The organism is Halorubrum sp. B53 (assembly GCF_059752395.1).
On record NZ_MWTH01000003.1, the window covers coordinates 119020 to 144866 of the forward strand.

Genomic DNA, 25847 nt, shown 5'->3' on the forward strand with positions numbered 1-25847 from the left:
GACGTAACCCACCATCGACAAAGCCATATGCCCACCTCATGAACAACCGCTCATGACCGAAGTCGGCATCGACGCCGTCGAGATCTGGACCGGGAAGCTCAAGCTCGACTTACCGGGCACGTTCGCGCCGGAGAAGGGCGACGACCCGGAGAAGTACACGAAGGGGCTCGGGCTCAACAACTCCTCGTTCCCGGACGTCTACGAGGACATCGTCACGATGGGCGCGAACGCCGCGAAGGGGCTGATGGACCGGAAGGGGCTGGAGCCGGCGGACATCGGCCGGATCGACGTCGCCACCGAGTCGGCGTTCGACCACTCGAAGCCGGTGTCGACGTACATCGCGGGCTGTCTCGAACAGGTATACGACGGCGACTTCACCCACGCCAACAAGGGCGAGCGCAAGTTCGCCTGCCTGGCCGGCACGCAGGCCATCGACGACGCGTACAACTGGATCCGCGCCGGGCGGAACCGCGACCGGCCGGCGATCGTCATCACGACCGACACCGCGCTGTACGCCCGCGGCGACCCCGGTGAGGCGACGCAGGGCGCCGGCGCCGTCGCGATGCTGATCGACGAGGACCCCTCCATCGTCGCGCTCTCGACCGATCAGGGGTACGGCTCGAAGGACGAGACGGACTTCCTGAAGCCGAACCAGCAGTTCCCGAGCGTCGACGGGAAACGCTCCGTGCAAGTGTACCTCTCCCGGATGCGGGAGGCGCTGGAGGACTACGAGTCCGTCACCGACGACATCGAACTCGACGACTTCGCGTACGCCCCGTTCCACACGCCGTTCCCGGGAATGGTCCGGAAGGCGGCCCTCTTGGCGTACCGGCACGTCATCCGCGACACGGAGCACGAGGACGAGCTCGCAGACGAGATCGGCCGCCAGCCGCGCGAGGCCGACTTCGCCGACCGCGAGGCGTACGAGGCGGCCATTCGCGACTACATGGACGAGCTGAAGACCACCGACCAGTACCAGACGTGGTACGACACCGTCGTGGAGCCGACGCTGGGGCTCTCCCGGGAGGTCGGCAACTGGTACACGAGTTCGGTCCACATCGCCCGCGTCAGCGCGCTGCGCGACGCTCTGACGCGCGACCGGTCGTTCGCTGGCGAGACGCTGCTCGTCGCCTCGTACGGCTCCGGCGCACAGGCGGAGATCCACGCGGAGACGGTCCGCGAGGGATGGCGCGCCGAAATCGAGGGGCTCGACATCGACGACCAGCTCGCCGAGCGATACGACCTCACGTGGGAGGAGTACGAGGACGTCCACGACGTCCACGAGTACGACATGGACGTGGAACGCGAGATCGAGGAGTTCACCCAGCCCGACGGGGAGTTCGTCTTCACCGGCTGGGGTCGGATGAACGAGCGGAAGTACGAGTACGTCGAGTAGCGCTTCCGCCCGCGTTCGCCTCGCCCGAGGTCCCGGTAGAAGCCCGCAACCCCGTGAAAACGGCTAACACGGGGCTCTCCCGATACGATGGTTTTAAACGACGCTAGGGTGAATCGATACTCAATGGTAACCATCTACGACGTGCCGGCGGACGCCCTCATCGAGGAGGTCGCCGCACGACTCGAGGACCGGATCGACGAGCCTGACTGGGTCGAGTTCGCCAAGAGCGGCTCCGGCAAGGAGCTCCCGCCGGAACAGGAGGACTTCTGGTACGTGCGCTCCGCGAGCCTCCTCCGCAAGGTCGCCCAGAACGAGCCGATCGGCATCGAGCGGCTCGCCACCGAGTACGGCTCGAAGAAGCGCGGCTCGAACCGCTACATCGTCCGTCCCGGCCGCCACTCCTCGGGCTCCCGCAAGCTCATCCGCGCGTCGCTGCAGGCGCTCGAGGAGGACGGTCTCGTGACGACCGCCGCCGGCGAGGGCCGCCGCCTCTCCGACGAGGGCGAGGCGTTCCTCTCCGAGGTCGCCGCCGAGGTCTTCGAGGACCTCGACCGCCCGGAACTCGAACGCTACGCGTAGACCGCCGATTCGCTTTTTCTGAACCGTTCGCCCGCTCCAGCCGCGGCTCTCGGTCGCGTCTCCGGCGATTCCGACGCCGATGGCCCCTCCTCCGGTGGATCCGTCTGAGCGACGCGCTCGCCGTTCTCTCGCGAGTATATCTTATACCGCTATATAGAATTCCTACTCAGTAGTCGAGACCGGCGCCTCAACGCGTCCGTCCGCGGCTCACACGCCCTCGAACGTGGGCGTTGCTCGAAAAGCGCCCTCGGAAAGCGTCTCTGCGCACACTCCTCCCGCGAGCGTACCTACGGGGTCAGATGGCGGTGATAGCGGATTTAGCGACGGTTTCGGCGCGTTCCGATGTCGTGCGCGGTTCCTCAGCGGCACATATTAGTAGACGCTTGTATAAGCTATAGTTGATATGAGTGATGGAACGGTCACCGACGAAACCGCGGACGGGACCGTCGCCTGCTGTGCACCGCCCGGAGACGTCGACTCGGACGCCATGGCGACGGACCTCCGACTACTGACCGCGATGGCGAACGACACGCGATACGAGCTGCTTCGCCGCGTCGCGACCGCCGACGACGGCGTCTGCGTCTGCGACCTCGAAGCCGCGGTCGGGGTCAGCCAGAGCGCCGTCAGCCAAGCGCTTTCCCGCCTGTACACCGCGGGACTGGTCACGCGCCGTAAAGAGGGGTCCTGGCGGTACTACGAACCGACCGAGGCGACTGCGGTTCTCCTCGAAACGCTCGACGACCTGCGAGGTAGCCGTGAGTAACGAGCCGGCGGCCGACGAGCGCGACCCCGAAGAGACTCGGAAGATGGTGCGCGAACGCTACGGAGCCATCGCCGCGGGGGGGACGGACTGCTGCGGCGACGTCGGTGTCGACGTCGACGACGGCGGGTGCTGTGACGGCAGCGAAGGCGCGACCGGGAGCGAGCGCCTCGGGTACGAGACGGACGACATCGCGTCGGTCGCCGACGGTGCGGACCTCGGTCTCGGGTGCGGGAATCCGAAGGCGTTCGCCGAGATGGCGCCCGGCGAGACGGTGCTCGACCTCGGCTCAGGCGCGGGCTTCGACTGCTTTCTCGCCGCGCGGGAGGTCTCCCCGGGCGGCCGGGTCATCGGCGTCGACATGACCCCGGAGATGGTCTCGAAAGCGAGGGAGAACGTCGCGAAGAACGACGTCGACAACGTCGAGTTCCGGCTCGGCGAGATCAGTCACCTCCCCGTCGCCGACGCGACCGTCGACGTCGTCATCTCGAACTGCGTCGTCAACCTCGCCCCCGAAAAACAGCCCGTGTTCGACGACGCCTATCGCGTCCTCAAACCCGGCGGACGCGTCGCCGTCTCGGACGTCGTCCGAACCGCGCCGTTCCCCGACGACGTCGAGACGGACCCGGACTCGCTCACCGGCTGCGTCGCCGGCGCGTCGACCGTTTCGGATCTCGAAGCGATGCTCGACAGCGCCGGCTTCGAGGCGATCGAGATCGCGCCCAAAGACGAGAGCACGGAGTTCATCAGCGATTGGGACGCCGACCGCAACCTCGGTGACTATCTCGTCTCGGCCACTATCGAGGCCCGGAAGCCGCCGCGAGCCCCCTGACTACCGATCGGTACCGGCGGCCGTCGCCCGGAGTGCAGACGACCGCCCGCACTCCGAGCGGCGACGCCGCCAGTCGGCCCGCGGAATCGCCGAAACGGCCGACGGAGTCGTTCGGTCGCGAACGGACCCACGTCGTATAAAAGGAGTACCGACGGAACCGCCGTGCGCCCCGCTATCCGGTGTTCTTCATCCCGGCGGCGATGCCGTTGACGGTGAGCCGGAGGGTGCGCTCCTCCTCCTCGGTGCGGTGCGTACGCCCGAGCAGGTTCGCCTGCAGCAGGTTCAGCGGGTCGACGTACGGGTTCCGACGGTCGAGGCTCTCTTCGAGCCACTCGCGGCGGAGGAGCCCGTCGCGGCCGCTGATCGCCAACACCAGTTCGCGTCCGCGCTCGTACTCGCCGATCAGTTCCGGGAAGAAGCGCTCGCGGAGCTCGTCGTCGGCGAGGTCGGCGTACTCGGCGGCGATCTCCGGCTCCGTCCGAGCGAGCGCGAGCCCGGCGTTGTCGAGCGTGGTGCGGAAGAACGGCCACTCCTCGTACATCTCGCGGAGGGTCTCGAGCCCCGTCTCCTCGCCGACCTCGTCGAGGTAGGCGTCGATGCCGGAGGCGAGCGAGTACCAGCCGGGGAGGATGAGCCGCGTCTGGGTCCACGAGAACACCCACGGGATCGCGCGCAGGTCCTCGACGGTGCGCTCGCCGGAGCGGGAAGCGGGCCGCGAGCCGAGATTGAGGTCCTCGACGACGGAGATGGGCGTCGCCTGCCCGAAGTAGTCGACGAACCCGTCCGTGTTCAGCAGGTCGCGGTACGTCTCGCGGGCCGCGGGCGCCATCGTCTCCATCGCGTCGACCCACGCCTCGGGGACGTCCTCGGTGGGCTCCTCGTTGGCCTCGTGGCGGGCGCGGATCTGCGCGTCGAGCATCTGCTCGAGCTCGCGCTCGGCGATCCGCGGGTTGGCGTACTTCTCGGCGATCGCCTCGCCCTGCTCGGTGAACTTCACCTGCCCGGTGACGGTCTCGTTCGGCAGCGCGAGCAGCGCCTCGTTCATCGGGCCGCCGCCGCGCGAGATGGAGCCGCCGCGGCCGTGGAACAGCCGGAGCGTGACGTCCTCCTCGCGGCAGAACCGCGCGATCCGGCGCTGGTTCTCGTAGAGGTCCCAGTTCGCGGCGAGGAAGCCGTTCTCCTTGTTGGAGTCGGAGTAGCCGAGCATCACCTCCTGCACGTCGTCGCGGACCTCCAGCGCGGTCGCGTACGCCTCGTTGTCGAACAGCGCCCCGAGGATGCGCTCGGCGCCGTTGAGCGCGGACTCGGTCTCGAGCAGGGGGACGACGTCGAGCCCGCAGTGGTCCGGCAGCGAGACGGCGCCGACCTGGTCGGCCAGGAAGAGCACCTCGAGCACGTGGCTCGGCTCCTCGGTCATCGAGATGCAGTAGGTGTCGATCGCCTGCTGGCCGTACTCCTCCTGCCAGCCGGCGAGCTCGCTGAACCGCTCAAGCACGCGCTCGGTCGTCTCGGAGACGTCGCCGGGCTCGTCGGGGTCGATGACGGGGTCGTCCTGCAGGATGGCCTCGGTGAGGAACTCCTCGCGGGCCGCCTCGTCCATCTCGCGGTAGTCGACCCCCTCGCTCGCGACCGCCTCGGCGACGGCCTCGGTGTGGTTCTCGCGGTGGTCGCGGAGGTCGAGCGAGGCCAGCGTGAAGCCGAACGTGTCCACCTGCCGGCGGAGCGGCTCGACGAACGACTCGCGGACCGCGTCCTGCCCGTCGCCCCGGAGCGACTCGGCGATCACGTTGAGGTCGGCGAGGAAGGCGTCGCCGTCGGGGTACTCGCCGGGTCGGACGTCGTCGACGCGGTCGAGCCGCTCGCGCATCAGCCGGAGCTTCTGGCGGTACGGCTCGTCGGGGTAGCGCTCCCGGGCCTCCTCGACGACGGTCGGGAACCGCTCGGCGTCGTCGGCGAGCGACTCGGTGAGTCGGTCGTCGATCGCGTACCGCTCGCCGTCCTGGCTCAACACGGCGGAGAGCCGCTTGCACTGGTCGCGGTACTTCTCGATGGCGACCGCTCGCTGGCGCTCGAGCGTCTCGTCGGTGACCTCGGGCGTGACGAAGGGGTTGCCGTCGCGGTCAGAGCCGGCCCACGAGCGGAACTCGAACAGCTTCGGGCAGTCGACGTCGTCGTACTCGCTCGAGATGGTCTCCTCGAACTCCTCGTAGGCGTCGCCGACGACGTCGAAGAGGGTGTTCTCCAAGTACCAGCCGACGTTGCGCGCCTCGTCTTCCGGCTCCGGGCGTCGCTGGCGCACCTGTCGGGTGCCCCAGAGGCTCGTCACCTCGGCGGTGACGTCGCGCCAGATCGCGTTCCGCTCGCGGTCGGTGAGGTTGCGCTCGTCGAGGTCCTCGAGGTGGTTGGCGATCGACCGCAGCTTCGCCTTCACCGTCGCCCGGCGGGCCTCGGTCGGGTGGGCCGTGAACGTCGGCTCGATGAGCACGTCCTCTAACAGCTCGCGCAGCTCGTCGGGCTCGACGCCCTGCTCCGCGAACTCCGCGATCGTGGCCTCGAAGGAGTCGTGCAGTGCGCCCTCGTCGTCGGCGTTCCGGATGGCGCGCACGCGCTCGCGCTCCTCGGCGAGGTTGATCAGCTCGAAGTAGGTGGTGAACGCGCGGGCGACGATCTCCTCGCGGTTCGACGAGAGCTCGCCGACCGACTCGTGGAGCCCGGCTCGGCTCTCCGCGTCCCCTCGCCGGTATCGGATCGCCGTGTTCCGCAGCGCTTCCACCGTCTCGTACGCTTCCGTGGAGGCCTGTGCGGCGAGGACGTCCCCCACGAGCGCGCCGAGCTCCCGGACGTCCGTCCGCACGTCTCGATTGTGCAACTCCATACCACAGTGACACCCGTCGCCGCGGGTTAAATGCGATGTCTGAACGAATGTTTGCCTCGGTATCGAGTGAATATCCCGATCGATCGTGCGTCGATCGGAGGCTCGGTCACCGCTCTCCGTCACGGGGGAGCCGAATCGAGCCGAATCGGTCGGCTTCGTCCGATTCCGGTCGGCCGACCCCTCGGGTGGCGGGTTCGTCACCCTTTTTACCGATCCATCCCGAACCACGCGTATGAGTAAGTCCGACAAGTATCCGGCCGAGTCCGGTCGGCGGCGCTTCGTCAAGGGCGTCGTCGGGGGCGCGGCCCTCGCGGGCGTCGGGGCGATGGGTTCGGCGACCGTGAACACGCTGACGACCGCCGGTGGGGTCGGCGGCGGGGCGACGGTCGCCACGACGATCAGGCAGACCGGCGGTCCGGCGCCGCGCGGGCTCCCGCAGATTCCCCTGCAGGTGACCGACGACGGGTTCATCGAGGGGATCTGGCCCGAGACGCAGACCGAAACCCAGGAGGGACAGGAAGTCCAAGTGGCGAAAGAGCAGCTGGGCGGGAAAACCTACACCGGCGCGTGGTTCCAGTACTGCGGCGTCGAGTCCCAAGAGAACATCGCGCCGGAGTTCGAGTCGGACAACCTGTTCCGCGCCGCCCCCGGGAAGTACGACTGGCAGGACGAGACGTACGACGCGGGCGAGCGGATCCACGTCGACGACTTCGCCAACTACGACACGTGGGGCAACGGGATCGGCGACGACGGCGTCGGGAAGCCGGCGTCCGTCACGTGGCGGTCCGAGGACGCCGAGACCAACCTGAACGCCATCGTCATCCGGTCGCCGCGGATCGAGGAGGCCGTCGCGAACTCGGACAACGAGTGGCTCGAGGCCTCCACCGATCAGGGGTTCATCGCGTACCTCAACGTCTGTACGCACTTCTGCTGTATTCCCGACTACAAGGTGTTAGAGGAGTCCGCCCGGTACGACGCCGAGAACGGGACCTACTGCGTCTGCCACCAGTCGACGTACGACCCGTTCACGCTCGAAGAGGCGCTGTTCATCGCCCGCCCGCGGCCGAGCGAGTAACGCCGGCCGCCCCGCGGTTCCGTCCTTCGCGACGCTGTGAGTTCCCGATTTTCCCCGCGCGAACGCCGCACTTTTGCGTCGGCTCCGCGTACGGTTGTTCATGAGCGACGACGACGCGACGGCCGCTGACGGGTCTCCTTCCAACGACGGCGAGTCCGCCGCCGGCGAGACCCCCGACGAGGGGGAGTTCGCCGCCAAGCTCGCCCGCGCCCGAGACCTCCTCGACAGCGACGATATCGAGGCGCTACAGGTCGGTATTATCCGCGACGGTGAGGTCGACACGACGTTCGCACAGCGGGCGGAAGACGAGCCCGAGGGCGAGGGGCTCCGCGCGATCGCGCTGCTCGCGGCGCACGTCCGACTGGTTTCGAACGTGGCCGGCGTCGAGCCCTCCACGGTCGCCGGCGACGCGGCGACACTCGCCGGGCAGGTGGAGCGGATTCCCGCCAGCTCGGACGACCTGCCGGAGGAGTGAGGCGTCGCGGCGGCGCGCGTTCGACCTGCCGTCCCGGCACGTATTCCACCTGCCGCCCCGACTACTCGTTCGCGCGGATGCGGGTGAGCTGGTGGGCCACGCCGGCGAGCGCGACGAGGAGTATCGCGAGGTTGAACGTCGCCAGCGCGATCGGCTGGTAGGCCGGGTCGAGCCACGTCCGGATCGCGGCGCCGGTCTGACTGTAGAACCCCCACCCGGCGATCAGCGCGAGCAGGACCAGCGCGGCGAGGCCGACCCGATCGAGGATGCCGCGGAGGCGGTCGGTGGAGAGCCGGTCGATCCCGCTGTCCGCCGATCGGTCGCGATCGCCGCCGGTCGGTTCGGCGGCCGATTCGGCGGCCGCGGTCGGTTCGCCCGTCTCGGTCGTGTCTGCGTCGGTGTCGGTCATGGGTTGGGTCGCGGGTCGGTCGGGTTCGGTCGCGGGTCGGTCGGGTTGGGTCGCGGGTCGGTCGGGTTCGGAGTCGGTCGTCCGTCCGTTCGCCTCCGGCCGGTCGTCGCCCGTCATGGTCGCCTCCGGGCGTACAGCGCCGCGGCGAGGAGCGCGGCGAGCGCGACGACCGGCCCGAACCCGGGCGTGCCGTCGGCGGTGCTGCCGTCGCCGGGGGGCCGCTCGCCGTCGGCCGCGTCGTCGCCTGAGCCGCCCGCGCCGTCGCCGCCCGCGAAGTCCTCGACGGAGAACTCCACCTCCTCGACGCTCTCGTCGGCCGAGATCGTCTCCCGCGGGTTCAGGTTGGCGACGCCCTGCGTCTCGTCGATGAGGACGTCGTCGCTCCACAGCGCCGCGTCGACGTAGTAGTTGTAATCGGCGGGCACCTCGACGGTCGTCGTCACCGTGTCCGTCCGCCCGGGGCGGACCGACCCGACGGTCTCGCGGGCCTCGTCGGCGATCACGTTGGACTCGGCCTGCCGCATCAGCAGTCGGAGGTCGAGGGGCTCGGACGCCGTGTCACCGCGGTTGGTCACGGAGACGGAGACCGACAGCGTCGCGGTCCGGTTGTCCGCTTCGCTCACGCTGACCGCGACGGTCGGCCAGACGTTCCCGTCCGTGAATCCCACCCGCGAGTCGGCGTAGTCGGGCGTGAGCGCGGCCACGCCGCCGACGCGGGTCGTCCGGCTCTCTCGGCGCTCGCCGTCGACGAAGACGACGGTCTCGATCCGGTAGCCGCCCGAGCGCTCCACGTCGACGGCGCCGTCGATCGTCCGCTCGCCGCCGCCGTCGACGGTGCCGACGTCGACCGTCGTCTCGTCGACGAGCAGGCCCGAGTCGGCGCCGATCGCGCGGTGGCGCACGGTGACGTTCTCGACGGCCGACCCGCGGTGTCGGAGGTCGAGGCCGAGCCGGAGCTCCGCGGTCTCGCCGCGCACCTCGCCCGGCGAGACGACCATGCCGGCGACGTCGACGCGGCCGGGGCGTTCGGGCTCCTCGCGGGGGTCGTCGAGCGCGTCCGGCGCGGCGACGACCCCGACCGCGCTCACGACGAGCACCGCGGCCGCGGCCGCCAGGAGGGCAGTTCGCGTGTCCATACGTCGCACGTCAAACCGACAATATAAGTGCTTTGTCGGATTTCGATGCGGTCCGGGGACGGGACGCAGTCGGCCGCAGCCGAGTCGAGGGCCGGCTCAGAGCACCCTGTACCGCCCCCGCGACTCGGAGAGCTCGCCCCGCCGCGTGAGCTTCGTCAGGATCTCGCGGGCCGCGTCGGCCGGGACGCCGTGCTCGCCTGCGCGGGCGACGACGTTCCGCTCGGTCGGCTCGTCGGCGGCGTCGACCGCGTCGCGGACGATCTCGGTCCGGGTGCGCGAGGCCGACCCGCCGCCCTCCGCGCGGGCGCCGGCCTCGTCGACGGCGTCGGCGTCGACCCCGCCGGCCTCGAGGTACTCGCGGTCGTCGATCCCGGCGTCCTCGACGGCGCGTTCGAGCTCCGAGACGTGGTCCACCTCGGCGAACGCGGCGCTCTCGTCCCGCTTCTTCGCGAGCAGCGCCGCGCGGGCCTCCCGGGCCGCCTCGCGGTCCTCCGACTCGAAGAACCGCTTGAGCTTCGCCGTCCGATGCGTCTTCCCGCAGCGCGGGCAGGTCGCGCTGTCGCTGGTCCGGGGGTCCGAGAGGAGCCACATGGCCGCGCACTCGTTGCAGCCGACGACCGCGTACATGTGGCGGGGTTCGGTGGGATCGGATTTGAACCCTCGGCTGTACTCGCGTGTGTTCGTTTTCGGCGGCGGTTCGGACGCGTTCGGCGTCGCCCTCGGCTATTTATAAGTCGGGCCTGTTACCGGGGCTTCGACGGCGATCATTCCCAAAGCCCCAGCCGCGAGGACGGCGCACGCTCGCTGCGCTCCTCAGTCGCTCGTTTCACTCGCTCCCTGCGGTGCTTACGTCGCCTGCGCCGTCCTCGCGACTGCCCCTTTGAGTCCCCCCCGCACAGCACCGCCCCGCACCTCACGCCTCCCCAGCCTCGTCGGACCGGCGCGGCCGCGCCGGTCCGACTCCCTCGCGCGGGCTCCTCGCGGGCCTACGGCCCGCTCGCAGGCACGCGCCACCATATCTCGTTTATAAATAATCTCGCTCAGTCCAACTCCTCGATCTCGCGCGCGGCGGCAAGCACCTCGTCGTGAAGGGCGCCGTTCGAGGCGACGAGCCCGGTCGAGTCGTGTCGCCAGCGGTTCCCCTCCAGGTCGGTGACGCGCCCGCCGGCCTGTCGGATCATGAACACGCCGCCGACGGAGTCCCACGGGTTCGCCCGGAGGTTCGAGATCGTGCCCTCCAGCCCGCCGGCCGCGACGGTCGGGAGCGTGACCTGCGCGGCGCCGAATCGGCGCATGTCGGCGAACCGCCGGACGATCGCCTCGCAGGCGGCGGCGTACTCGTCGCGGGCGTCGAGGTCCCACCACAGCGTCGGGTCGACGGCGGCCCGGTGCGGGTCGGCGACGTCGTTGACCGCGATCCGGTCGCCGTTCCGATACGCGCCGTCGGCGTCGGCGGTGTAGGCGTCGCCGAGCGCGGGACAGACGGTGGCGGCCGCGACCGGCTCGCCGTCGACGACGGCCGCGACCGCGGTGCCCCACACGCGGATGTCCCGGACGTAGTTGTGCGTGCCGTCGATGGGGTCGATCACCCACGCCGCGCCGTCCTCGGGGACGGTCTTGCGCTCGTCTTCCTCCTCCCCGACGATCACGTCGTCCGGGAACCGCTCCCGAATCGACTCGATCACGGTGCGCTGGGCGGCCCGGTCGGCCTCCGTCACCACGTCGATCTCCCCCTTGGTCTCGACGGCGATGCCGCTCCGGAAGCGGTCGTGCGCCACGCGGCCGCCCGCTCGCGCCGCGCGCTCCGCGACGGCCGCGCGCTCGTCTACGTCGGTCATGGACGTTCTGCGGCGCGCCGACGCGTATATACGTCGATCGCCGACCCCCTTTCCGCGACCCCGCGGCCGGCTCCGCCCCCGCCGTCGGGCCCTCGCTGCGGAAGTATTAACTCAATTCCGAATCCGAGTATACTTAAGTGCGGAGAGGTCCAGCGTTCGCGTATGGAACCCCAGGAAGCGGTCCGACAGCTCGAGTACGCCATCGACGCCTCCCTCGACCAGACCGGACAGCGCGCGGCCGCCGGCTACCGACCGACGTTCGAGCGCGTCGCCGAGCGCGCCGACGGCGCGGCCGTGTACGACCTCGCCTGCGACCTCGCCGACGAGGTCGGCGGCGGCGACTGCCCCACCCCCGCCGAGGCGAACGCGACCGCCGACCGCGTGCTCGACGACTGGGCGTACACCGACGGCGGCGAGTAGTCGACCCGTCGGTCCCCCTCCCGGCTCCCCGCCCGAGGCGTCTGCCCCCTCTCCTCGACTCGACCGCTCCGCGAGCCGTCGTCCCGTGTGCCGCCCGCCTCGCTCCGTCCGACTCGCATCGCCTGCCTCGCACCGCCCGACTCGTCCCGCCTAAATCGCCCAGACGCGGTCACCGCGGCGCGCGCCGGACCAGGACCAGCGTCGCGAGGACGATAGCGACGAGCGCTGCGAGCCCCGCGAAGTCGGCGAGATCGAGGGTCGACAGCTCCGTTCCCGCCTCCCCGTCGCCCGTCGTTCCCGCTCCGTTCCCGTCCCCCGTCCGTCCCTCCCCGGCGTCGTCGCTGTCGCCTCCGTCGCCCCCGCCGCCCGCGTCGTCACCCACGCGCGGCTCGGTCCCGTCGTCTCCCGCGCCGTCCGCGCGCTCCGTCACGGTGACGGACCCGAGGCTCGGCTCCCCCTCGTCCGCCGTCTCCGCGACCGCGTCGCCGGCGAGGACGAGGTCGTACTCCCCGGGCTCGTCGAACCGGACCGTCACCGACTCGGTCGCCGTCGCGTCAGGGTCCGCGTCGACCGTGACCGCCTCGTCGCTCGCGACCGCGCTCCCGCCGGCGGTCTCGACCCGGATTGTCTCGTCGCTCGCGGGGGCCGGCCCGCGGTTCTCGACGTCGACCGCGACCGTCAGGGGCTCGCCCGGCGCGACCCGGTCGTCGGAGAGGCTCGCCTCGGTCGGGGCCAGCGCCGGGCGCTCGGCCGCGACCGTGAACGCGGAGAACCCCTCGGTGGCGGCCCGGAGCCGGACCGTCTCGGCTCCCGCGTCGACGACGCGCATCTCGGCGCCCTCCCAGCCCGCGTCGGTCTCGCGGTAGACGGCGAGGCGCTCGGGGGCAACTCCGGCCGCGGCGAGCCGGTCGCGGTCCACGGCGATCTCGGCGGTCGCCTCCGCGATCGGCTGGCCGGACTCCGCGAACTCGACCGCGTAGTACCCCAGGGGGTCGACGCCGGGCGGTGGCGGCGCCTCCGTGGGCCGGTCGCTCATCCCCCGCACCGCGAACGCGACGTCGCCGGGCGACTCCCGGACGAACGTCAGCCGGTCGAGCAGGATCGCGGGGTCGCCGACGCGGAGCCCCCGCAGGTCGACCGCGGTCTCCTCGCCGCCGCCGACCGATCGGAGCGTCACCTCTCGGACGCTCGGGGACGGGCGATCGACGGAGACGATCGGGCCGGTGGTGGGGCTCGGGTCGTCGTCTTCGTCGCCGTCGTCGCTCGGACTCTCCCCGCCGGACGGTTCCTCCGGCTCCGCGACTCTGGCGTGGACCGAGATCTCGTCGATGAGTCGGTCGCCCGGAACGACCCCGGCGACGCGGGTGTCGATCCGGACGCCGACCGGGACGGCGTTGTCCTCGGGCGTGAGCAACACCGCCCGCTCGGGGCTCTCGACCGGTTCGCCGTCGACGACGAAGGTGACGCCCGTCCCCTCGTGTTCGATCCACGCCTCGGCGGTCGCGTTCCCATCGTAGGTGATGTAGAAGAGCGCCTCCTGGGCGGCGAACGCGTCTACGTTGACCCCATCGTGTTCGATTCGGGGGTTGTCCTCGGTAATGTCGATCGCGAGCTCGTCGTTCTCGTCGAGATAGGCATAGGGGTTGTCGCCGGGTTGGAGGGCGACGTCGTCGGTGATGGGGTCGGTGGGTTGATCGAGGACGACGGCGCCGGTGGATATCGCGAGGAGGACAGTGACCGCAACGGCAGCGAGCGCGAGGAAGGTTGTCGATCCTCGGGACGACATTAGATATAGTGATCTATCTAGAGGTACCAAAGTAATCGGTCCTCAATTAGCATCGAGCAGTGGCCTCGTATTATAAACTATATATGTGCTCATTAATCAACATGAATCTCCTCGATAGGAGGATCAGATCACGGTGGAACGCGTCTCATCGTCAACCGAAAATGAAAATTCGGTTAGGAGACCGCACTGGCCTCGACCGTCAGCGACGCGGTGAAGAAGTCGCCGACGTCGCCATTAAGAGCGTTGACGACGAATGAAACACCTAACGCGTCGCCGGGATCGAATTCTAGCGACGGTGCTGCGATCTGGTCCGGATACCGAACTTCGGACAGTTTCCCGCTCGAATCATGGATTTCGAATAGGAATCTCGTGTCACCGGCATCTGAGCTGCTGCTGGTCGGATCTAAGGTGAAGGTGATACTCATCGTGCTATCCGTCTGGTTTGATATCAGGAAAGCCGATTCGAAGTCGTCGGTACTGGCACCGACCGGATCGCTCGTCGTTTCCAACGTGAACCAATCCGGCGTCACCTTGGGATACGTCTCAGTGAGGTAACCGAACTGGTAGATGGAGTTGACATTAACTCCCGGATCGGCGATGGATATCGATAACTGGCCGTTGTCACCTTCAGAAACGCCGGCAACCTCATCGTTCGGAATCAGAGCGACGAGGCTCTGCGAGTCACTGACGACTGAGATGTTTGCGTCTCGGTTCACTTGAGCAGAGGTAAATGCTCCAGTTCCGAGCGTCGCGCTGCCGCCCGTGACAGTCGCACTCAGTCCGAGGAGAAGTTTTCTTCGTTTCATATCTGTAGGTTACTCTCCGTTTCTTGTGAGCGACGCTCTGTTTTCTCTAATAACTCTCCGTAATTCAATTGGTTTCTCCCCGATTATAGACTGATATCGGTTGATTTTATTTTATTTATGAAATCATATTAAAACAGAAACAGTTGGTCGAAAGTGACTGGGGCGACTATGTCGTATCCTCACCACCAGGATCAGCAGCCTCGTTGGCGCTGATAGTCAGCTCTTCAGCGAGTGAAGTACCATCTGCGGTCTGTGCCTCTGTCGTGTCAACTTGGAATGAGACATATACAGACTCACCCGAAGGAATGGCCTCGTCCGCTCCTTCGCCATCATTATTGAAACTAAGAGCTTCTTCCTCGTCTTCTTGACCTTCTGTTGGATCGCTGAGGTCGAGGTCTGTAGTCTGAGTTTGCGTTGCTCCGTCCAATTGACTGTCTTCGCCCCCGCTATCGATTGCAGTTGCTTTCCCCTGTAGGTACAGCGTTGCACCCGGACTTCCAGACGCACTATTTAGGCCAATTTGGATGTCAAGCGTCTGCCCGCTCTGGTTGTGGAGCACGAATGCTGACTGATCGAGTCCGTCATTAGTACTATCGTCAACCCACGGTTCTCCGTTGCCTGCTGCAGCCGGGCTAGAATCGCTGTCATAAAGGCTATCAAAAGCGATCTCGTCTCCAGTCGCAGAGTCGTTCATCGCACCGAGTTGGTACTTCGACTGGTCATTAACGCCATCTCCTCCCGCATCATCGTCGAGATCAATATATAATTCCCCGCTACCGTTCTGATCGACCCGCTCTCCAACGCCTCTGGCTCCACCGGCTTTGAGTTGGAGGAAAGCGTTACTGTCGTTAGCGACGTTGATGTCGCCTTCACGCGGCACGACTGCGCTTGTAAATGCACCAGTCCCCGTTGCAGCTGCCCCGCCGGCAGCGAGCGATCCCATACCGATCACGAACTTGCGCCGTTCCATGTCGTATCTCACCTGTGTTCGCGCACCCCCGCAGCCCGGTCGTCCGGGCCGGGAGCGCTCGGATAATCCATACGGGGCATGGTACTTCGTTATGAAATTCTCGACACGATCACGCGCCGGGCTCGATAACGCGACGTGAGCGCCTCGATACGGGTCGACCGCTCCTCGCGGTCCGTATCGAGTCGTCCTTGAACCCGACGTGGAGACGCTGAAGCCCGCGCCTGAATCGCCCGCCGCGTCTCAACGACTCCCTGAAGACCCGCGAGGACCCCGCTCCGCGGCTCAATCGCCTCTCGAGGAACTAACGAGCCGAACGTGTTCTCATCACATTTCTTAATTTAACAGGTTAATTATCCAACCTATTTATGGTAGACACAATCACACATTACGAGCGAAAATCGCCGGTTCGAGGAGGGGGATCCGCCGGCGCAGAACCAGGTGGTCACATCGATGCTCTCTACAGCGACAACGACATACGGGGCGGGGCGAAACGGCGGCGGCGAACTGTCCGAAGACGAGATCTTCAAACTGCTGTCGAACAGGCGCCGCCGGTTCGTCATCCACGCGCTCAAGCGCGCGGAGGAGCCAGTCGCCGTCTCCGAGCTCTCCACGCGCGTCACCGCGTGGGAGCGCGACGTCGACCCGGACGAGGTCCAGTACGAGGACCGCCGGAACGTGTACAGCACGCTTCAGCGCACGCACTTACCGAAGCTGGAGGAGAAGAACGTGGTGACGGTCCATGAGGAGGAGAACCTCGTCGAGCCGACAGACGAGCTGGAGGAGCTCGATATCTACGTCGAGGTCCTTCGGAGCACGGAGATCCCGTGGAGCCTCTACTACGTCGGGCTCGCGGGCCTCGCCGTCTCCCTCACGGTCGCCGTCGCCACCGGGACGCCGGGGTTCGCCTGGCTCGAAGCGCTCGACGTGGGCGTGTTCACCGCCACCGCCTTCGGGCTCTCGTCGGCCGCGCACCACGTCATCGGACGCCGGACGCGCCTCGGCAACACCGAGAAACCGCCAGAGCTCCGCAAGCGCAGATGAGCACCGCGACCCGGTCGCCGCCGGCCCGGATGCGAGCCCTCCGGACGCTGAGCCTCGTGCTCGCGTTCACGGCCGCGGTCGGGCTGATCTTCGGCACCGCCGGGTTCACCGCGATGGAGGCCGACCGCGGGCTCGCGGTCAACGTCACCAACGACACGAGCGCGTACCTCGGTTACGAGCCGCTGACCGACGAGGTCCACGACGGGGAGTCCACGCCCGTCGTCGAGTACCGCAACCAGTTCGGGAGCGACCTCGACGAGTTCGACGTCGACGTCTCTATCGCGGACACCGGAGCGACAGCGGCGACGATCGAGTCGGTCGAGACGCCCTCGTCGCTCGATCGGGGAGCCGCCCTCCCGGTCAACGTCACCCTGCACTGCTCGGAGGAGGAGCCGGTCCCGCTCCTGTTCGAGGCCGACGGGAGCGGCGGCGGCGTCAGCGTCTCGCTGGACCGCACCCACACCGTGACGTGCGTGCCGAAGGGACCGACGGTGACGGGGGTCGAATTCAACGACGGGGCGAACGGGAACGTCACGGTCCAGAGCGCGAACGGATTCGTCGATGCGACCGTGTGGATCGCTGAGAATCCCGCCGACGGCGTCGACGAGCTCGGGAAGGTGACGACGTTCGACGGAGATGACCGGCTCGACACCGCCGAGAAGATTCGGTCGCAGGTCGACGACCCGCCGGAGAACTGGAAGATCGCCGCCGTCGAGTTCCCCGGACAAGGCGTCACCTACGTCCACCCGGGCTGGGACGCCGGCGACTACGAGAATCCCTCCTCGGGTGACGGCGTCGAGTACGAGGGGGCCGTCGACGAGGAGTTCCTGCTGAACGCCTCGGTCGATGGCAACGAGGTCGTCGCCGAGAGCGGGGACGGCGACTGACCCCCACTCCCGGTTCGCTCCTTTTATACATCGATCCGCTCGCCGATCGCGGGCGCGCTCGCCGCGAACCCGTCCTCACGCAAGTCCTCGGCGAACGCCTCGCAGCGGTCGCCGTGGTTCACCAGCACGCGCGCCCCCCGATACGAGTTCAAGAACGACTCCAACCCCTCGCGGTCGGCGTGCGCGGAGAAGTCGTACGACTCCACTCGGGCGCTGACGGGGCGCACCTGCCCGTTTATCGCCAGCCGCCCGTGCTCCTGGAGCTCGCGGCCGGGCGTCCCCTCGACCTGGTACCCCGTCAGCGTCACGAGGTTCGTCGGGCTCCCCCGGATCTTCGGGAGGTACGAGTGGACCGGGCCGCCCGCGAGCATCCCCGAGGTGGTGATTATCAGCTCGTTGTCGGCGGCGATCCGCTCGCGCTGGCCGTCGCGGCCGGTGACGAAGCGCGCGGCGCCCTTCGCCCGGCGGAGCGCCTCGGGGTCGCGCAGGAACTCGGGGTGCCGCCGAACGATCCGCGTCACCTCGATCCCCATCCCGTCGACGTACGGGGTGATGTCGTTCGCGTCGGCGACGAGCATGAGCTCCTGGGTCCGCCCGATAGCGAAGGCGGGCGCGACGACGGTCCCGCCCTCCCAGATCGTCGTCTTCGCGCTCTCGGCCCAGCGGTCCTCCACGGCGCGGCGGTCCTCGTGGGTCACGTCCGCGTACGTCGCCTCGCAGATCACGGCGTCGGCGTCGGGCCGCGCTGTCGTCCCCGAGACGAGCCGCTGGTCGTCGGTGTGGAAGTCGCCGGTGTACAGCAGGCGAGTCTCGCCGTCGTCGACGAGGACGTGCGCGGACCCGGGGATGTGCCCGGCGTTGCGAAGCGTCACCTCGTACTCCGTCCCGCCGGCTTCGACGGCGAACGGCTCCCCGTAGGCGCGGCACTCCTCGACCTCGCCGAGCCGCGCGACGTGCTCCTCCGAGAAGAGACACAGCGGGCTGTTCCCGTGCAGCTTGAGCGTGTCGCGCGCCAGTGTCCGCGTCAGGTCCGCGGTGGGCGGGGTCCAGTGAATCGCCGGCCGCCGGTCGCCTTTTAAAAGCGCGGGCACCGCGCCGGCGTGGTCGAGGTGGCCGTGCGAGACGACGACCGCGTCGGGCTCGGGGTCGCGGACCGGGTACTGCGGCGGGTCCGCGGTCAACAGGCCGTAGTCCAAGAGCAGCGCGCCGTCGACGAGGACCGCGCTCCGACCGACCTCGCGGGCGCCGCCGAGGAACTCGACCTCCATTACCGGGCCGTAGCCGCCCGCGGCGTTAGTGCTCGTCGGTCCCGGACCCGTCGCTTCTGCCCCGATTGCTCCCGCTCTCGTCGCTCCCGCCTCCGTCGCTCCCGCCTCCGTCGAGCCGCGTCGCGACCGCCTCGAGGACCGGTGCCGGCCCGAGGAGCCACACCCACGCGGCGAGGAAGAGCGCGCCCGGCAACTCCGGCAGCGCGAGCCCCGTCACCGGCCACCACCCCGCGACGAACGTCGCCCACACCGCGACGTGGGCCGGGACGAACGCGAGGGCGATCCGCCCCGTCGCCCTCCCCTTACGGACGACCCCGTCGACGGCGGCGGCGACTGTGACCAGGGCGTAGAAGCCGACGGCGGACGGGCCGTGGAGCGGCTCCGTGAGATCGAAGGCGCCGACCCCCGCCATCGCGGCCATCGCGAGCCCGAGGGCGACCGCGCGGAGCGCGCCGGCCCGGGAGTCGAACACTCGCCCGAGTTCGACCGCGTACCCCACGCCGGCCGCGCCACCGAGGATCAGCCCCCAGTTGAAGACGGGCGCGCTCGGCTCGCGGACCCCCAGATCGGAGAGCGCGTCGCTCGTCCACGAGAACGTCGGGTCGAGGAGAATCGCGGCCGCGATGCCGCCGAGCGCGAGGACCGTGGCCGCCGCGCCGAGGGTCCGTGCTCGTCGGGTCGCCGCCGCGTCCGGCCCCCTCGCCGCGGCGTCGGCGCCCATCGACGGGGGTCAGTCGAGCCGCTCAGCGGCGTCCCGCTCGACCAGGGGCTCCGCGTTCTCGACGGGGAGGGTCACGACGTCCTCGCTCGCGAGGTCGTACTCCCGCTCGTCGACGCCGAAGATGGCGCCGACGTCGCGGGTGATCCGGACGGTCGCGCGGTCGTCGATTCCAGAGTCGGGCTCGGCGCCGGTCTCGGTGGGCGCGCCGGCGCCGTCGCTCGCGCCACCGGCCGAGTCAGTGTCGCTCGCGGCCCCTGGGTCGTCGATCCCGGGCGCGCCGGGCGGCGCGGACTCCGGCGGGACCGCGGTCGGGCCGCCGTCGGTTGTGGCGCCGCCCGGGGTACTCTCCGCGGTGCCCTCGCCAGCCTCGCGGCCCGACGCGTCGGTCGGCGGGGGCGCGTCCGACCCCTCCGCGGTCCCGTCACGGGCCGCGTCCAGCGCGTCGGCGACCCCGTCGTCCGCGCCGCCCATGGCGCCGGCGAGCGCGTCGGCGACCTCGTCGCCTCCGGCCTCGGCGGCGGTCGTCTCGTCCGCGGTCTCCGGCTCGGGCGCGGGCGGGACCGGGTCCTCGCGGGAGTCCGCCGCGACTCCCTCCGTCGGGTCCCCTCCCTCCGCGATCCCGTCAGTCGTCGACTCGGATACGGGCGGCGAGTCGGACTCGGGGACGGGCGTCGGGTCGGACGCGGACTCGTCCACCGACACCTCGCCGGAGAGCACGTCGAGCACGCTCGATTTGTTCGCCTTGATCCGCTCGACGAGGTCGTCGAACAGCCGGCGCTCCTCGGTCGTCATGCCGTCGGCGTCGACCGACATGTCGGCCGCCGCGAACGACGCGAGCTTGACGACCTTGCCGACGCGGCGCTCGTACAGCGCCTCCGCGACCTCCTCGGCCGTCTCGACCTCGTCGGAGAGGCGGCGGACGTCGTCGTCGGAGAACGGCTTGTCGACCTGCTCGGCGCGGCGGTCGCGGGCCGCGCGCAGGTCGGCGACGTAGGCCGCCACGTCGTCGTAGAAGGAGTCCCGCAGGTGCTGGAGGCTGTCCTTGCGGCGTTCCTTCGCCTGGGCCGATCTGAGCTCGTCGAGGTTCATTATTCGGGTGCCTTCCGCGCCTCGCCGCGGGCCATCAGGAAGACCCCGGCGAACTCGGGCACGGTGTTTCTACCGGATTCAACTCTAACGCGCTCGCCGTTTAATTCTACCGTCCGATCGGCGTCGCTCTCGATCCGGATCTCCCGGCCGACGAATCGGTCCGGCACCGCGTCCCGCAGCGGGTCGAAGTCAGCGAGCTCGTCGCGCTCGATCGGCGTGACGACGAGCCCGGAGCCGCCGTGGAGGGTGCCCGGGAGCCGGATGAGCCGCCGCGTGTCCGTGGTCACCGGCTCGTCGATCGGCGCCGTGTCGGTCGCGGCCACGCGCGAGGCCAGCGCGGAGACGAGCCGGCGCACGCCCGGCCCCCCGGCCTCGACGTTGCCCTCGCGGACCGCGGTCGGGTTCCGGTCGAACGCGCCGAGGATCGTCTCCGCGCGCCCCTCGCCGATCCCCTCTAACTCCATCAGGCGCTCGCGGGCGTCGTCCTCGTCCATGTCGCGGAGGTCGTCGGCGTATTCGACGAGCGCCTCGTGGACCCGGGCGCCCCACCCGCCCTCGGTGCGGAGCACGCGCTTCGTCGTGCCGCGCTCGGAGACGGTCCGGATCAGGCCCTCGGTGTCGAGGTCGATCGCGCGGACGTAGTCGACGATCTCCCGGCGCGCCTCGCTGTCGAGCTCCCGCACGCTCTCGTCGCGGACGTGGACGTGGTAGCCGCGCCCGCCGGAGAAGACGACGGTGAGGTCGTCGAAGGCGAAGTCGTCGTCGAGGAAGTCCAGCAGGCGCAGGAGGGCGTCTTTACACTCCGCCAGCATCTCGGGGTACGAGGTCGCCTCCGGGTCCACGCCGGGGAGGTGGTCGGCGTCGAGGTCGAAGATCAGGTCGGCGGAGCGCCACCCCTTCCGCGACATCGTCGAGGCGCCGGGGTCGTCGTAGCGCGCGGCCGAGAAGTAGGCGTGCCGGGGCGCGTTGTCCGCGAAGAACGTGTCGACGTCGCCTAAATCGTACAGCGACTGGTGGCGGACCATCGTCGTTCCGGAGCCGGGCGTCCACGGGATGTGGCCCCACTCGCGGAGGTTCGCGTCCGGCGGGAGCGACGGCGACGCGCGGCGGTAGTAGTCGCCGAACCGCCCCTTCAGGTACTCGCGCGTCCGGTCGTCCATCGTCTCATCGGGTACCGGCGGTCGACGTATCAACGTATCGTTCGCGGGCGACCTCGGGCGGCCGAACAGCGACGGTTTATAAATAAACAGGGCGGTGGCGCGCGCCTCCGAGCGGCCGGAAGGCCGCGCGGAGCGCGTGCGAGGGAGTCGGACCGGCGCGGCCGCGCCGGTCCGACGAGGCTGGGGAGGTGTGAGGTGCGGTTGCGGTGCGGGCGGGACTCAAAGGGGCAGCCGCGAGGGCGAAGCACGCCGCAGCAAGCACTGGAAGGAGCGAACGAAGTGAGCGACTGAAGCGCGCAGCAAGGCGCGCGAGCCGTCGCGGCTGGGGCTTTGGAGGTCTTCACAGTCGATCCGCAGTCAGCTATTTATAAACGAGGAGCTGGGGCTTTGGACGTATCCCCCGCCGATCCGCATCACGCCTCGTGCACGTCGTCCTCGGCCACAACCCTATCCGGGCACGCACCGTACCCGCGTCCATGCGCTCCGAAGACGAGATCCGCGAGCAGTACGAGTTTCTCCGCGAACAGCTCGACGACGAGGAGATGTCTCACCGCGGCGTCGAAGAGCTGTTCACTCACTACAAGCGCGCGCTCGGCTGGGTGCTAGAGGAGGAGCACATGTGAGTCGGACCGCCTGTCAGTAACCTACGACTGAAGCCGTGGGCTTCCTCTTTGTTCCTCTGTGACAGCCCCGCCACACCGTTTCGACCCCCGTAACATGTTGTCGATAGAACACCTGTGGCGGTCCCTCGTTAGCTTTATCAATCCGAACCCTGTACTGTCAGGTGACGCTTCGTCTGGAGGGCCGAAGCGTCAGCGGGGACCAATCGGCCGCCCGACGCGGCTTTTTTCCGCGTCGGGCGCGCCGGCTTTCTGCTTCCGACACGCCCGCACGTCGCGAGCGACGCGACCGATCCGACTGACGCGATTGACTCGACCGATCCGACTGACGCGATTGACTCGACCGATCTGACCGACCCGGGAGACGGGTCTCCGTGTCGACCTATCAGTTTCCGGACGTTCGGTCAGGGACGCGATTCGGCCCGAATTGCGTCGCCATAGTTGATCTACTGACAGAACTGAACCGAAGAAATCGGCTGATTACACGGGTTGGAGCGCGGATCGAGGCCGTTTGTAACGGTATATTTATTTATTTAGAACAGGAATGTACGAGCAGTTGCATGTACGACCTCACGGGTTTTCAGCGTGACCTGCTCTACGTGATCGCCGGTCTGGACGAGCCGCACGGGCTCGCGATCAAAGAGGAGCTGGAGGACTACTACGAAAAGGAGATCCACCACGGCCGGCTTTACCCCAACCTCGACACGCTCGTGGAGAAGGGACTCGTGGAGAAGGGCCAGCGCGACCGCCGCACGAACTACTACACGCTCACCCGCCGCGGCCGACGCGAGATCGAGGCCCGCACCGAGTGGGAGACGCAGTACGTCGACCACTGACCGGTCGGTAGCGTCGTCGGTCTCGGTTCTCGCTCCTCTCCACCGCCCGCTCTCTTCGTTCTCCCCTGCCCCTCACTGCCTCTCGCCCTCTTCTCAGCCTCTCGCCCTCTTCTCAGCCTCTCGCCCTCTTCTCAGCCTCTCGCCCTCTTCTCAGCCTCTCGCCCTCTTCTCAGCCTCTCGCCCTCTTCTCAGCCTCCCGTCGCGTCTCGCGAACTGCAGTTGGAGGTTTCTCCAACGACCGAGCGATCGCCTCGGCTTTATTCCGCGGGCGTGCGACGCGTCACCATGGATCGCCACACGGCCACGCCCGACGTCACGGACCTCCCGGGCGATCGCGCGCGAGAGTGGGTCGACTACCACCACGAGTCGGCCGCGCCGAGCACGTACGTCTACGAGTTCGTCTGGGACCGCACCGCGCCCGCGGAGGGCCCGTTCTGCACCGACGTCGACGGCAACGTCCTCATGGACTTCACCAGCCACGTCGCCGCCGCGCCGCTCGGCTACAACAACCCGTTGATTATGGAGCCGCTCTCCGAGTTCGACCTCGTCGACCCGCTGAAGATCGCGGGCCAGGACTTCTACGTCGCCGGCGGCGAGTCGCCCGGCGACGGGCTCCCGGGATCGTCCGGGCTGATGGAGCGGCTCACCGAGGTCACCGCCCACTACGACATGGACACGGTCTTCCTCTCGAACTCCGGGGCGGAGGCGGTCGAGAACGCGATCAAGATCGCGTACGACGACTCCGGCGGCGCCAAGCACGCGATCACGTTCGACGGCGCGTTCCACGGGCGGACGCTCGGAGCGCTCTCGCTCAACCGCTCCAAGTCCGTCTACCGCCGGGAGTTCCCGGAGATCAGCGGCGTCCACGACGCCCCGTTCTGCGAGGACCGGTCCTGCACCCCCGAGACCTGCTCGTGCGGCTTCTTCGCGGGCGGCGTCTCCCGGCTCCGCGAGAAGCTCGACCCCGAACGCGGTCACGTCGACCCCGACGACGTGGCGTACCTCATCCTCGAACCGATCCAGGGCGAGGGCGGCTACCGGTTCCCCTCCGACGCGTTCACCGACGAGATCGCGGCCTTGGTCGACGAGCACGACATCACGCTGATCGCCGACGAGATCCAGTCCGGGGTCGGCCGCACCGGGGAGCTGTGGGGCGCCGACCACTACGCGCTCGAACCGGACGTGATCTCCAGCGCGAAGGGGCTCCGCGTCGGCGCGACGATCTCCCGCTCGGACGTGTTCCCCGAGGAGACGAGCCGGCTCTCGTCGACGTGGGGCGCCGGCGACGTGATCGCCTCGGCGCAGGGCGCGCTCACGCTCGACGCCATCCGCGAGCACGACCTCATGGACAACGCCACCGTCCGGGGTCGACAGTTCAAAGAGACGATGCGCGACGCCGACCTCCCGGGCGTGACCGACGTCCGCGGGAAGGGACTGATGCTCGCGGTCCAGTTCGACTCGACGGAGCGCCGCGACGCGGTCCTGACGGGGGCGTTCTCCCGCGGGCTGCTCACGCTGGCGGCCGGTCACGACGTGCTCCGGGTCCTCCCGCCCCTCGACGTCACCGAACGCGAGATCGAACTCGGCTGCGACCTGTTGACCGCCGCGGTCACCGACGCCGCCTGAGACGCCGACTCACCGCTCCGCGTACCACTCCGCGAACTTCTCCAAGGCGCGGCCGCGGTGCGACACCGCGTTCTTCCGGTCGGTGTCCATCTCGGCGAACGTCTCGCCGTCGTGCTCGAAGATCGGGTCGTAGCCGAAGCCGCCCCCGCCGCGCGGCGCGACGATCCGGCCGGGGACGTACCCTTCGAACAGCTTGACGGGGAGAGGCTCGGCGTCGTCGCGCTCGCCGGCCGCGTCCGCGTCGCCGTCCGCGTCCGGACCCGCCGCGGCGGCCGCGTTCCGGTCCCCGCGGTCGACCGGATCCGGGCTCGCGGCGAACTCGTCGCCGTCGCAGTAGCCGAGCACGCAGCGGAACGCGGCCCGGCGGTCGTCGAGGTCGGCCGCGATCTCGTGGACCCGCTCGATCCCGAGCGTCTCCTCGACGTACGAGGAGTACGGGCCGGGGAAGCCGTCGAGCCCCTCGACGAACAGCCCCGCGTCGTCGACGAGCACCGCCCCGCCCGCGTGGCGGTACGCCTCCCGAGCGCCGCGGGCGGCTATCGGTCCGAGCTCCGCGGCCTGTATCTCCGGGTAGTCGAAGTCGAGCCGCTCCACCGAGCCGTCCGGGAGGTAGCGCTCCGCCTCGCGCACCTTCCCCGGATTCGTCGTCACGTATCTGAGCACGGATCCGCGTGGGAGCGGCCGGAACGAATAGCCGTCGGTCGCGGTCGCCGCCGCGGTCGACCCGATCGACGGACCGCCGGCAGTACGTTTTTGGTGATTCGTCGAAATCCCCCGCGTATGTCCCTCCCGACGTTCGAGAAAAATCGGCTGATAGGGCTCGTTGCGGTCCTCTCGTTCGGGCTCACCTCGTTGTTCGCCGTCCTCCTCCCGGGGGCGCTGGGGCCGCTGATCCCCGCCACGTTCATCCTCGGCTTCTTCGTGATCATCCCGCTGGTGGCGCTGCTCGACGAGGACTTCCCGCTCGTCGAGTCCGGGGAAGCGGCCGGTGAGTCGGTCTCGGCGCCCGCGACGACCGGGGATCCCCTGGAGACGCTCCGTGAGCGGTACGCGACCGGCGAGATCGGCGAGGAGGAGTTCGAGCGCCGACTCGACCGACTGCTGGAGACCGAGGAGTTGGAGGGGCGAATCGACGCCACCGCCGCGGACCGACGCGAGTCCCGCGACCGCCGCGAGCGCGAGACGGAACTGGAGTAGCGGACGGGAGAGCGCGGGGTCGGTGACGGAGCGCGGCGTCCGCGT

The 25847-nt window shown here is 68.9% G+C and carries 26 protein-coding genes; 13 read left to right on the forward strand and 13 right to left on the reverse strand.

Annotated elements, in window-relative coordinates; translation table 11 throughout:
* Positions 1-52: 52 nt before the first annotated feature.
* From hmgB to B4V06_RS01975, 4 genes are all read left to right on the forward strand, one after another.
* Positions 53-1396 (forward strand): hydroxymethylglutaryl-CoA synthase, encoded by a 1344-nt coding sequence (hmgB, locus tag B4V06_RS01960; RefSeq protein WP_498167065.1) that lies wholly within the window; start codon positions 53-55, stop codon positions 1394-1396.
* 123 nt (positions 1397-1519) lie between these two features.
* A complete protein-coding gene (locus B4V06_RS01965; protein WP_123113170.1) occupies positions 1520-1975 on the forward strand; it encodes a 30S ribosomal protein S19e in 456 nt (151 codons plus the stop codon).
* A gap of 403 nt (positions 1976-2378) precedes the next feature.
* Positions 2379-2738 carry an ArsR/SmtB family transcription factor gene (locus tag B4V06_RS01970; protein ID WP_123113169.1) on the forward strand — a complete coding sequence of 120 codons (360 nt, stop codon included), beginning with the start codon at positions 2379-2381 and terminating at the stop codon, positions 2736-2738.
* Positions 2731-3567: an arsenite methyltransferase gene (locus B4V06_RS01975; protein ID WP_123113168.1), complete on the forward strand. Its 837-nt coding sequence runs from the start codon at positions 2731-2733 to the stop codon at positions 3565-3567. Before B4V06_RS01970 ends, B4V06_RS01975 begins: the two co-directional genes overlap by 8 nt.
* Positions 3568-3739: 172 nt before the next feature.
* On the opposite strand, the gene ppc is transcribed toward B4V06_RS01975, so the two are convergent.
* Positions 3740-6442, reverse strand: coding sequence for a phosphoenolpyruvate carboxylase (gene ppc, locus B4V06_RS01980; protein WP_498167068.1), 2703 nt, complete (start codon positions 6440-6442; stop codon positions 3740-3742).
* A gap of 232 nt (positions 6443-6674) precedes the next feature.
* Between ppc and B4V06_RS01985 the strand changes: the two genes are divergently transcribed.
* Both B4V06_RS01985 and B4V06_RS01990 read left to right on the forward strand, forming a co-directional pair.
* On the forward strand, positions 6675-7517 hold the full coding sequence (locus B4V06_RS01985) for a Rieske (2Fe-2S) protein (protein ID WP_123113166.1): 843 nt from the start codon (positions 6675-6677) through the stop codon (positions 7515-7517).
* A gap of 100 nt (positions 7518-7617) precedes the next feature.
* On the forward strand, positions 7618-7992 hold the full coding sequence (locus tag B4V06_RS01990; protein WP_123113165.1) for a DUF8113 family protein: 375 nt from the start codon (positions 7618-7620) through the stop codon (positions 7990-7992).
* A gap of 61 nt (positions 7993-8053) precedes the next feature.
* Here B4V06_RS01990 and B4V06_RS01995 read toward each other — a convergent pair whose 3' ends face one another.
* From B4V06_RS01995 to B4V06_RS02010, 4 genes are all read right to left on the reverse strand, one after another.
* On the reverse strand, positions 8054-8518 hold the full coding sequence (locus tag B4V06_RS01995) for a DUF8060 family membrane protein (protein ID WP_123113164.1): 465 nt from the start codon (positions 8516-8518) through the stop codon (positions 8054-8056).
* Positions 8515-9537, reverse strand: a complete 1023-nt coding sequence (locus B4V06_RS02000) for a DUF7490 domain-containing protein (protein ID WP_498167071.1) — start codon at positions 9535-9537, stop codon at positions 8515-8517. Before B4V06_RS02000 ends, B4V06_RS01995 begins: the two co-directional genes overlap by 4 nt.
* Positions 9538-9633: 96 nt before the next feature.
* Entirely contained in the window at positions 9634-10164 is a 531-nt protein-coding gene (locus B4V06_RS02005) for a DUF5817 domain-containing protein (protein WP_498167074.1), read from the reverse strand.
* Between the two features lie 413 nt (positions 10165-10577).
* Positions 10578-11375 (reverse strand): inositol monophosphatase family protein, encoded by a 798-nt coding sequence (locus tag B4V06_RS02010; protein WP_498167077.1) that lies wholly within the window; start codon positions 11373-11375, stop codon positions 10578-10580.
* A 162-nt stretch (positions 11376-11537) separates the two neighbouring features.
* Between B4V06_RS02010 and B4V06_RS02015 the strand changes: the two genes are divergently transcribed.
* Positions 11538-11795 carry a hypothetical protein gene (locus B4V06_RS02015; protein WP_123113161.1) on the forward strand — a complete coding sequence of 86 codons (258 nt, stop codon included), beginning with the start codon at positions 11538-11540 and terminating at the stop codon, positions 11793-11795.
* A 169-nt stretch (positions 11796-11964) separates the two neighbouring features.
* Here the strand turns inward: B4V06_RS02015 and B4V06_RS02020 are convergent, their stop codons facing one another.
* The 3 genes from B4V06_RS02020 to B4V06_RS02030 form a co-directional block, all read right to left on the reverse strand.
* Positions 11965-13581 (reverse strand): hypothetical protein, encoded by a 1617-nt coding sequence (locus B4V06_RS02020; protein ID WP_498167079.1) that lies wholly within the window; start codon positions 13579-13581, stop codon positions 11965-11967.
* A 173-nt stretch (positions 13582-13754) separates the two neighbouring features.
* On the reverse strand, positions 13755-14387 hold the full coding sequence (locus tag B4V06_RS02025) for a hypothetical protein (protein WP_498167082.1): 633 nt from the start codon (positions 14385-14387) through the stop codon (positions 13755-13757).
* Between the two features lie 166 nt (positions 14388-14553).
* On the reverse strand, positions 14554-15357 hold the full coding sequence (locus B4V06_RS02030) for a hypothetical protein (protein ID WP_498167084.1): 804 nt from the start codon (positions 15355-15357) through the stop codon (positions 14554-14556).
* Positions 15358-15807: 450 nt separating this feature from the next.
* Between B4V06_RS02030 and B4V06_RS02035 the strand changes: the two genes are divergently transcribed.
* Positions 15808-16398, forward strand: coding sequence for a DUF7344 domain-containing protein (locus tag B4V06_RS02035; protein ID WP_123113158.1), 591 nt, complete (start codon positions 15808-15810; stop codon positions 16396-16398).
* Positions 16395-17285, forward strand: a complete 891-nt coding sequence (locus B4V06_RS02040) for a hypothetical protein (protein WP_498167086.1) — start codon at positions 16395-16397, stop codon at positions 17283-17285. Before B4V06_RS02035 ends, B4V06_RS02040 begins: the two co-directional genes overlap by 4 nt.
* Positions 17286-17308: 23 nt before the next feature.
* Here B4V06_RS02040 and B4V06_RS02045 read toward each other — a convergent pair whose 3' ends face one another.
* The 4 genes from B4V06_RS02045 to priS are packed head-to-tail and all read right to left on the reverse strand — an operon-like array spanning position 17309 to position 21523.
* The gene (locus tag B4V06_RS02045) at positions 17309-18553 is read right to left on the reverse strand and encodes an MBL fold metallo-hydrolase (RefSeq protein WP_123113156.1); all 1245 of its coding nucleotides are present in this window, start codon (positions 18551-18553) and stop codon (positions 17309-17311) included.
* 25 nt (positions 18554-18578) lie between these two features.
* A complete protein-coding gene (locus B4V06_RS02050; protein WP_498167089.1) occupies positions 18579-19274 on the reverse strand; it encodes a DUF998 domain-containing protein in 696 nt (231 codons plus the stop codon).
* Between the two features lie 9 nt (positions 19275-19283).
* Positions 19284-20363, reverse strand: coding sequence for a DNA replication complex subunit Gins51 (locus tag B4V06_RS02055; protein WP_498167092.1), 1080 nt, complete (start codon positions 20361-20363; stop codon positions 19284-19286).
* The gene (priS, locus tag B4V06_RS02060) at positions 20363-21523 is read right to left on the reverse strand and encodes a DNA primase small subunit PriS (RefSeq protein WP_123113153.1); all 1161 of its coding nucleotides are present in this window, start codon (positions 21521-21523) and stop codon (positions 20363-20365) included. The genes B4V06_RS02055 and priS overlap by 1 nt, the downstream gene beginning before the upstream one ends.
* 476 nt (positions 21524-21999) lie before the next feature.
* Here priS and B4V06_RS02065 point away from each other — a divergent pair, with 476 nt between their 5' ends.
* The 3 genes from B4V06_RS02065 to B4V06_RS02075 all read left to right on the forward strand — a co-directional run bounded on the left by B4V06_RS02065 (position 22000) and on the right by B4V06_RS02075 (position 24605).
* The gene (locus tag B4V06_RS02065) at positions 22000-22146 is read left to right on the forward strand and encodes a DUF8555 family protein (protein WP_176329389.1); all 147 of its coding nucleotides are present in this window, start codon (positions 22000-22002) and stop codon (positions 22144-22146) included.
* 557 nt (positions 22147-22703) lie between these two features.
* Positions 22704-22979 (forward strand): PadR family transcriptional regulator, encoded by a 276-nt coding sequence (locus B4V06_RS02070; RefSeq protein ID WP_123113152.1) that lies wholly within the window; start codon positions 22704-22706, stop codon positions 22977-22979.
* Positions 22980-23264: 285 nt separating this feature from the next.
* Positions 23265-24605 (forward strand): aminotransferase class III-fold pyridoxal phosphate-dependent enzyme, encoded by a 1341-nt coding sequence (locus B4V06_RS02075; protein ID WP_498167096.1) that lies wholly within the window; start codon positions 23265-23267, stop codon positions 24603-24605.
* Between the two features lie 9 nt (positions 24606-24614).
* On the opposite strand, the gene B4V06_RS02080 is transcribed toward B4V06_RS02075, so the two are convergent.
* Positions 24615-25268 carry a non-canonical purine NTP pyrophosphatase gene (locus B4V06_RS02080; RefSeq protein WP_123113150.1) on the reverse strand — a complete coding sequence of 218 codons (654 nt, stop codon included), beginning with the start codon at positions 25266-25268 and terminating at the stop codon, positions 24615-24617.
* A gap of 117 nt (positions 25269-25385) precedes the next feature.
* Between B4V06_RS02080 and B4V06_RS02085 the strand changes: the two genes are divergently transcribed.
* Positions 25386-25802, forward strand: a complete 417-nt coding sequence (locus B4V06_RS02085) for an SHOCT domain-containing protein (protein ID WP_498167099.1) — start codon at positions 25386-25388, stop codon at positions 25800-25802.
* Positions 25803-25847 lie beyond the last annotated feature (45 nt).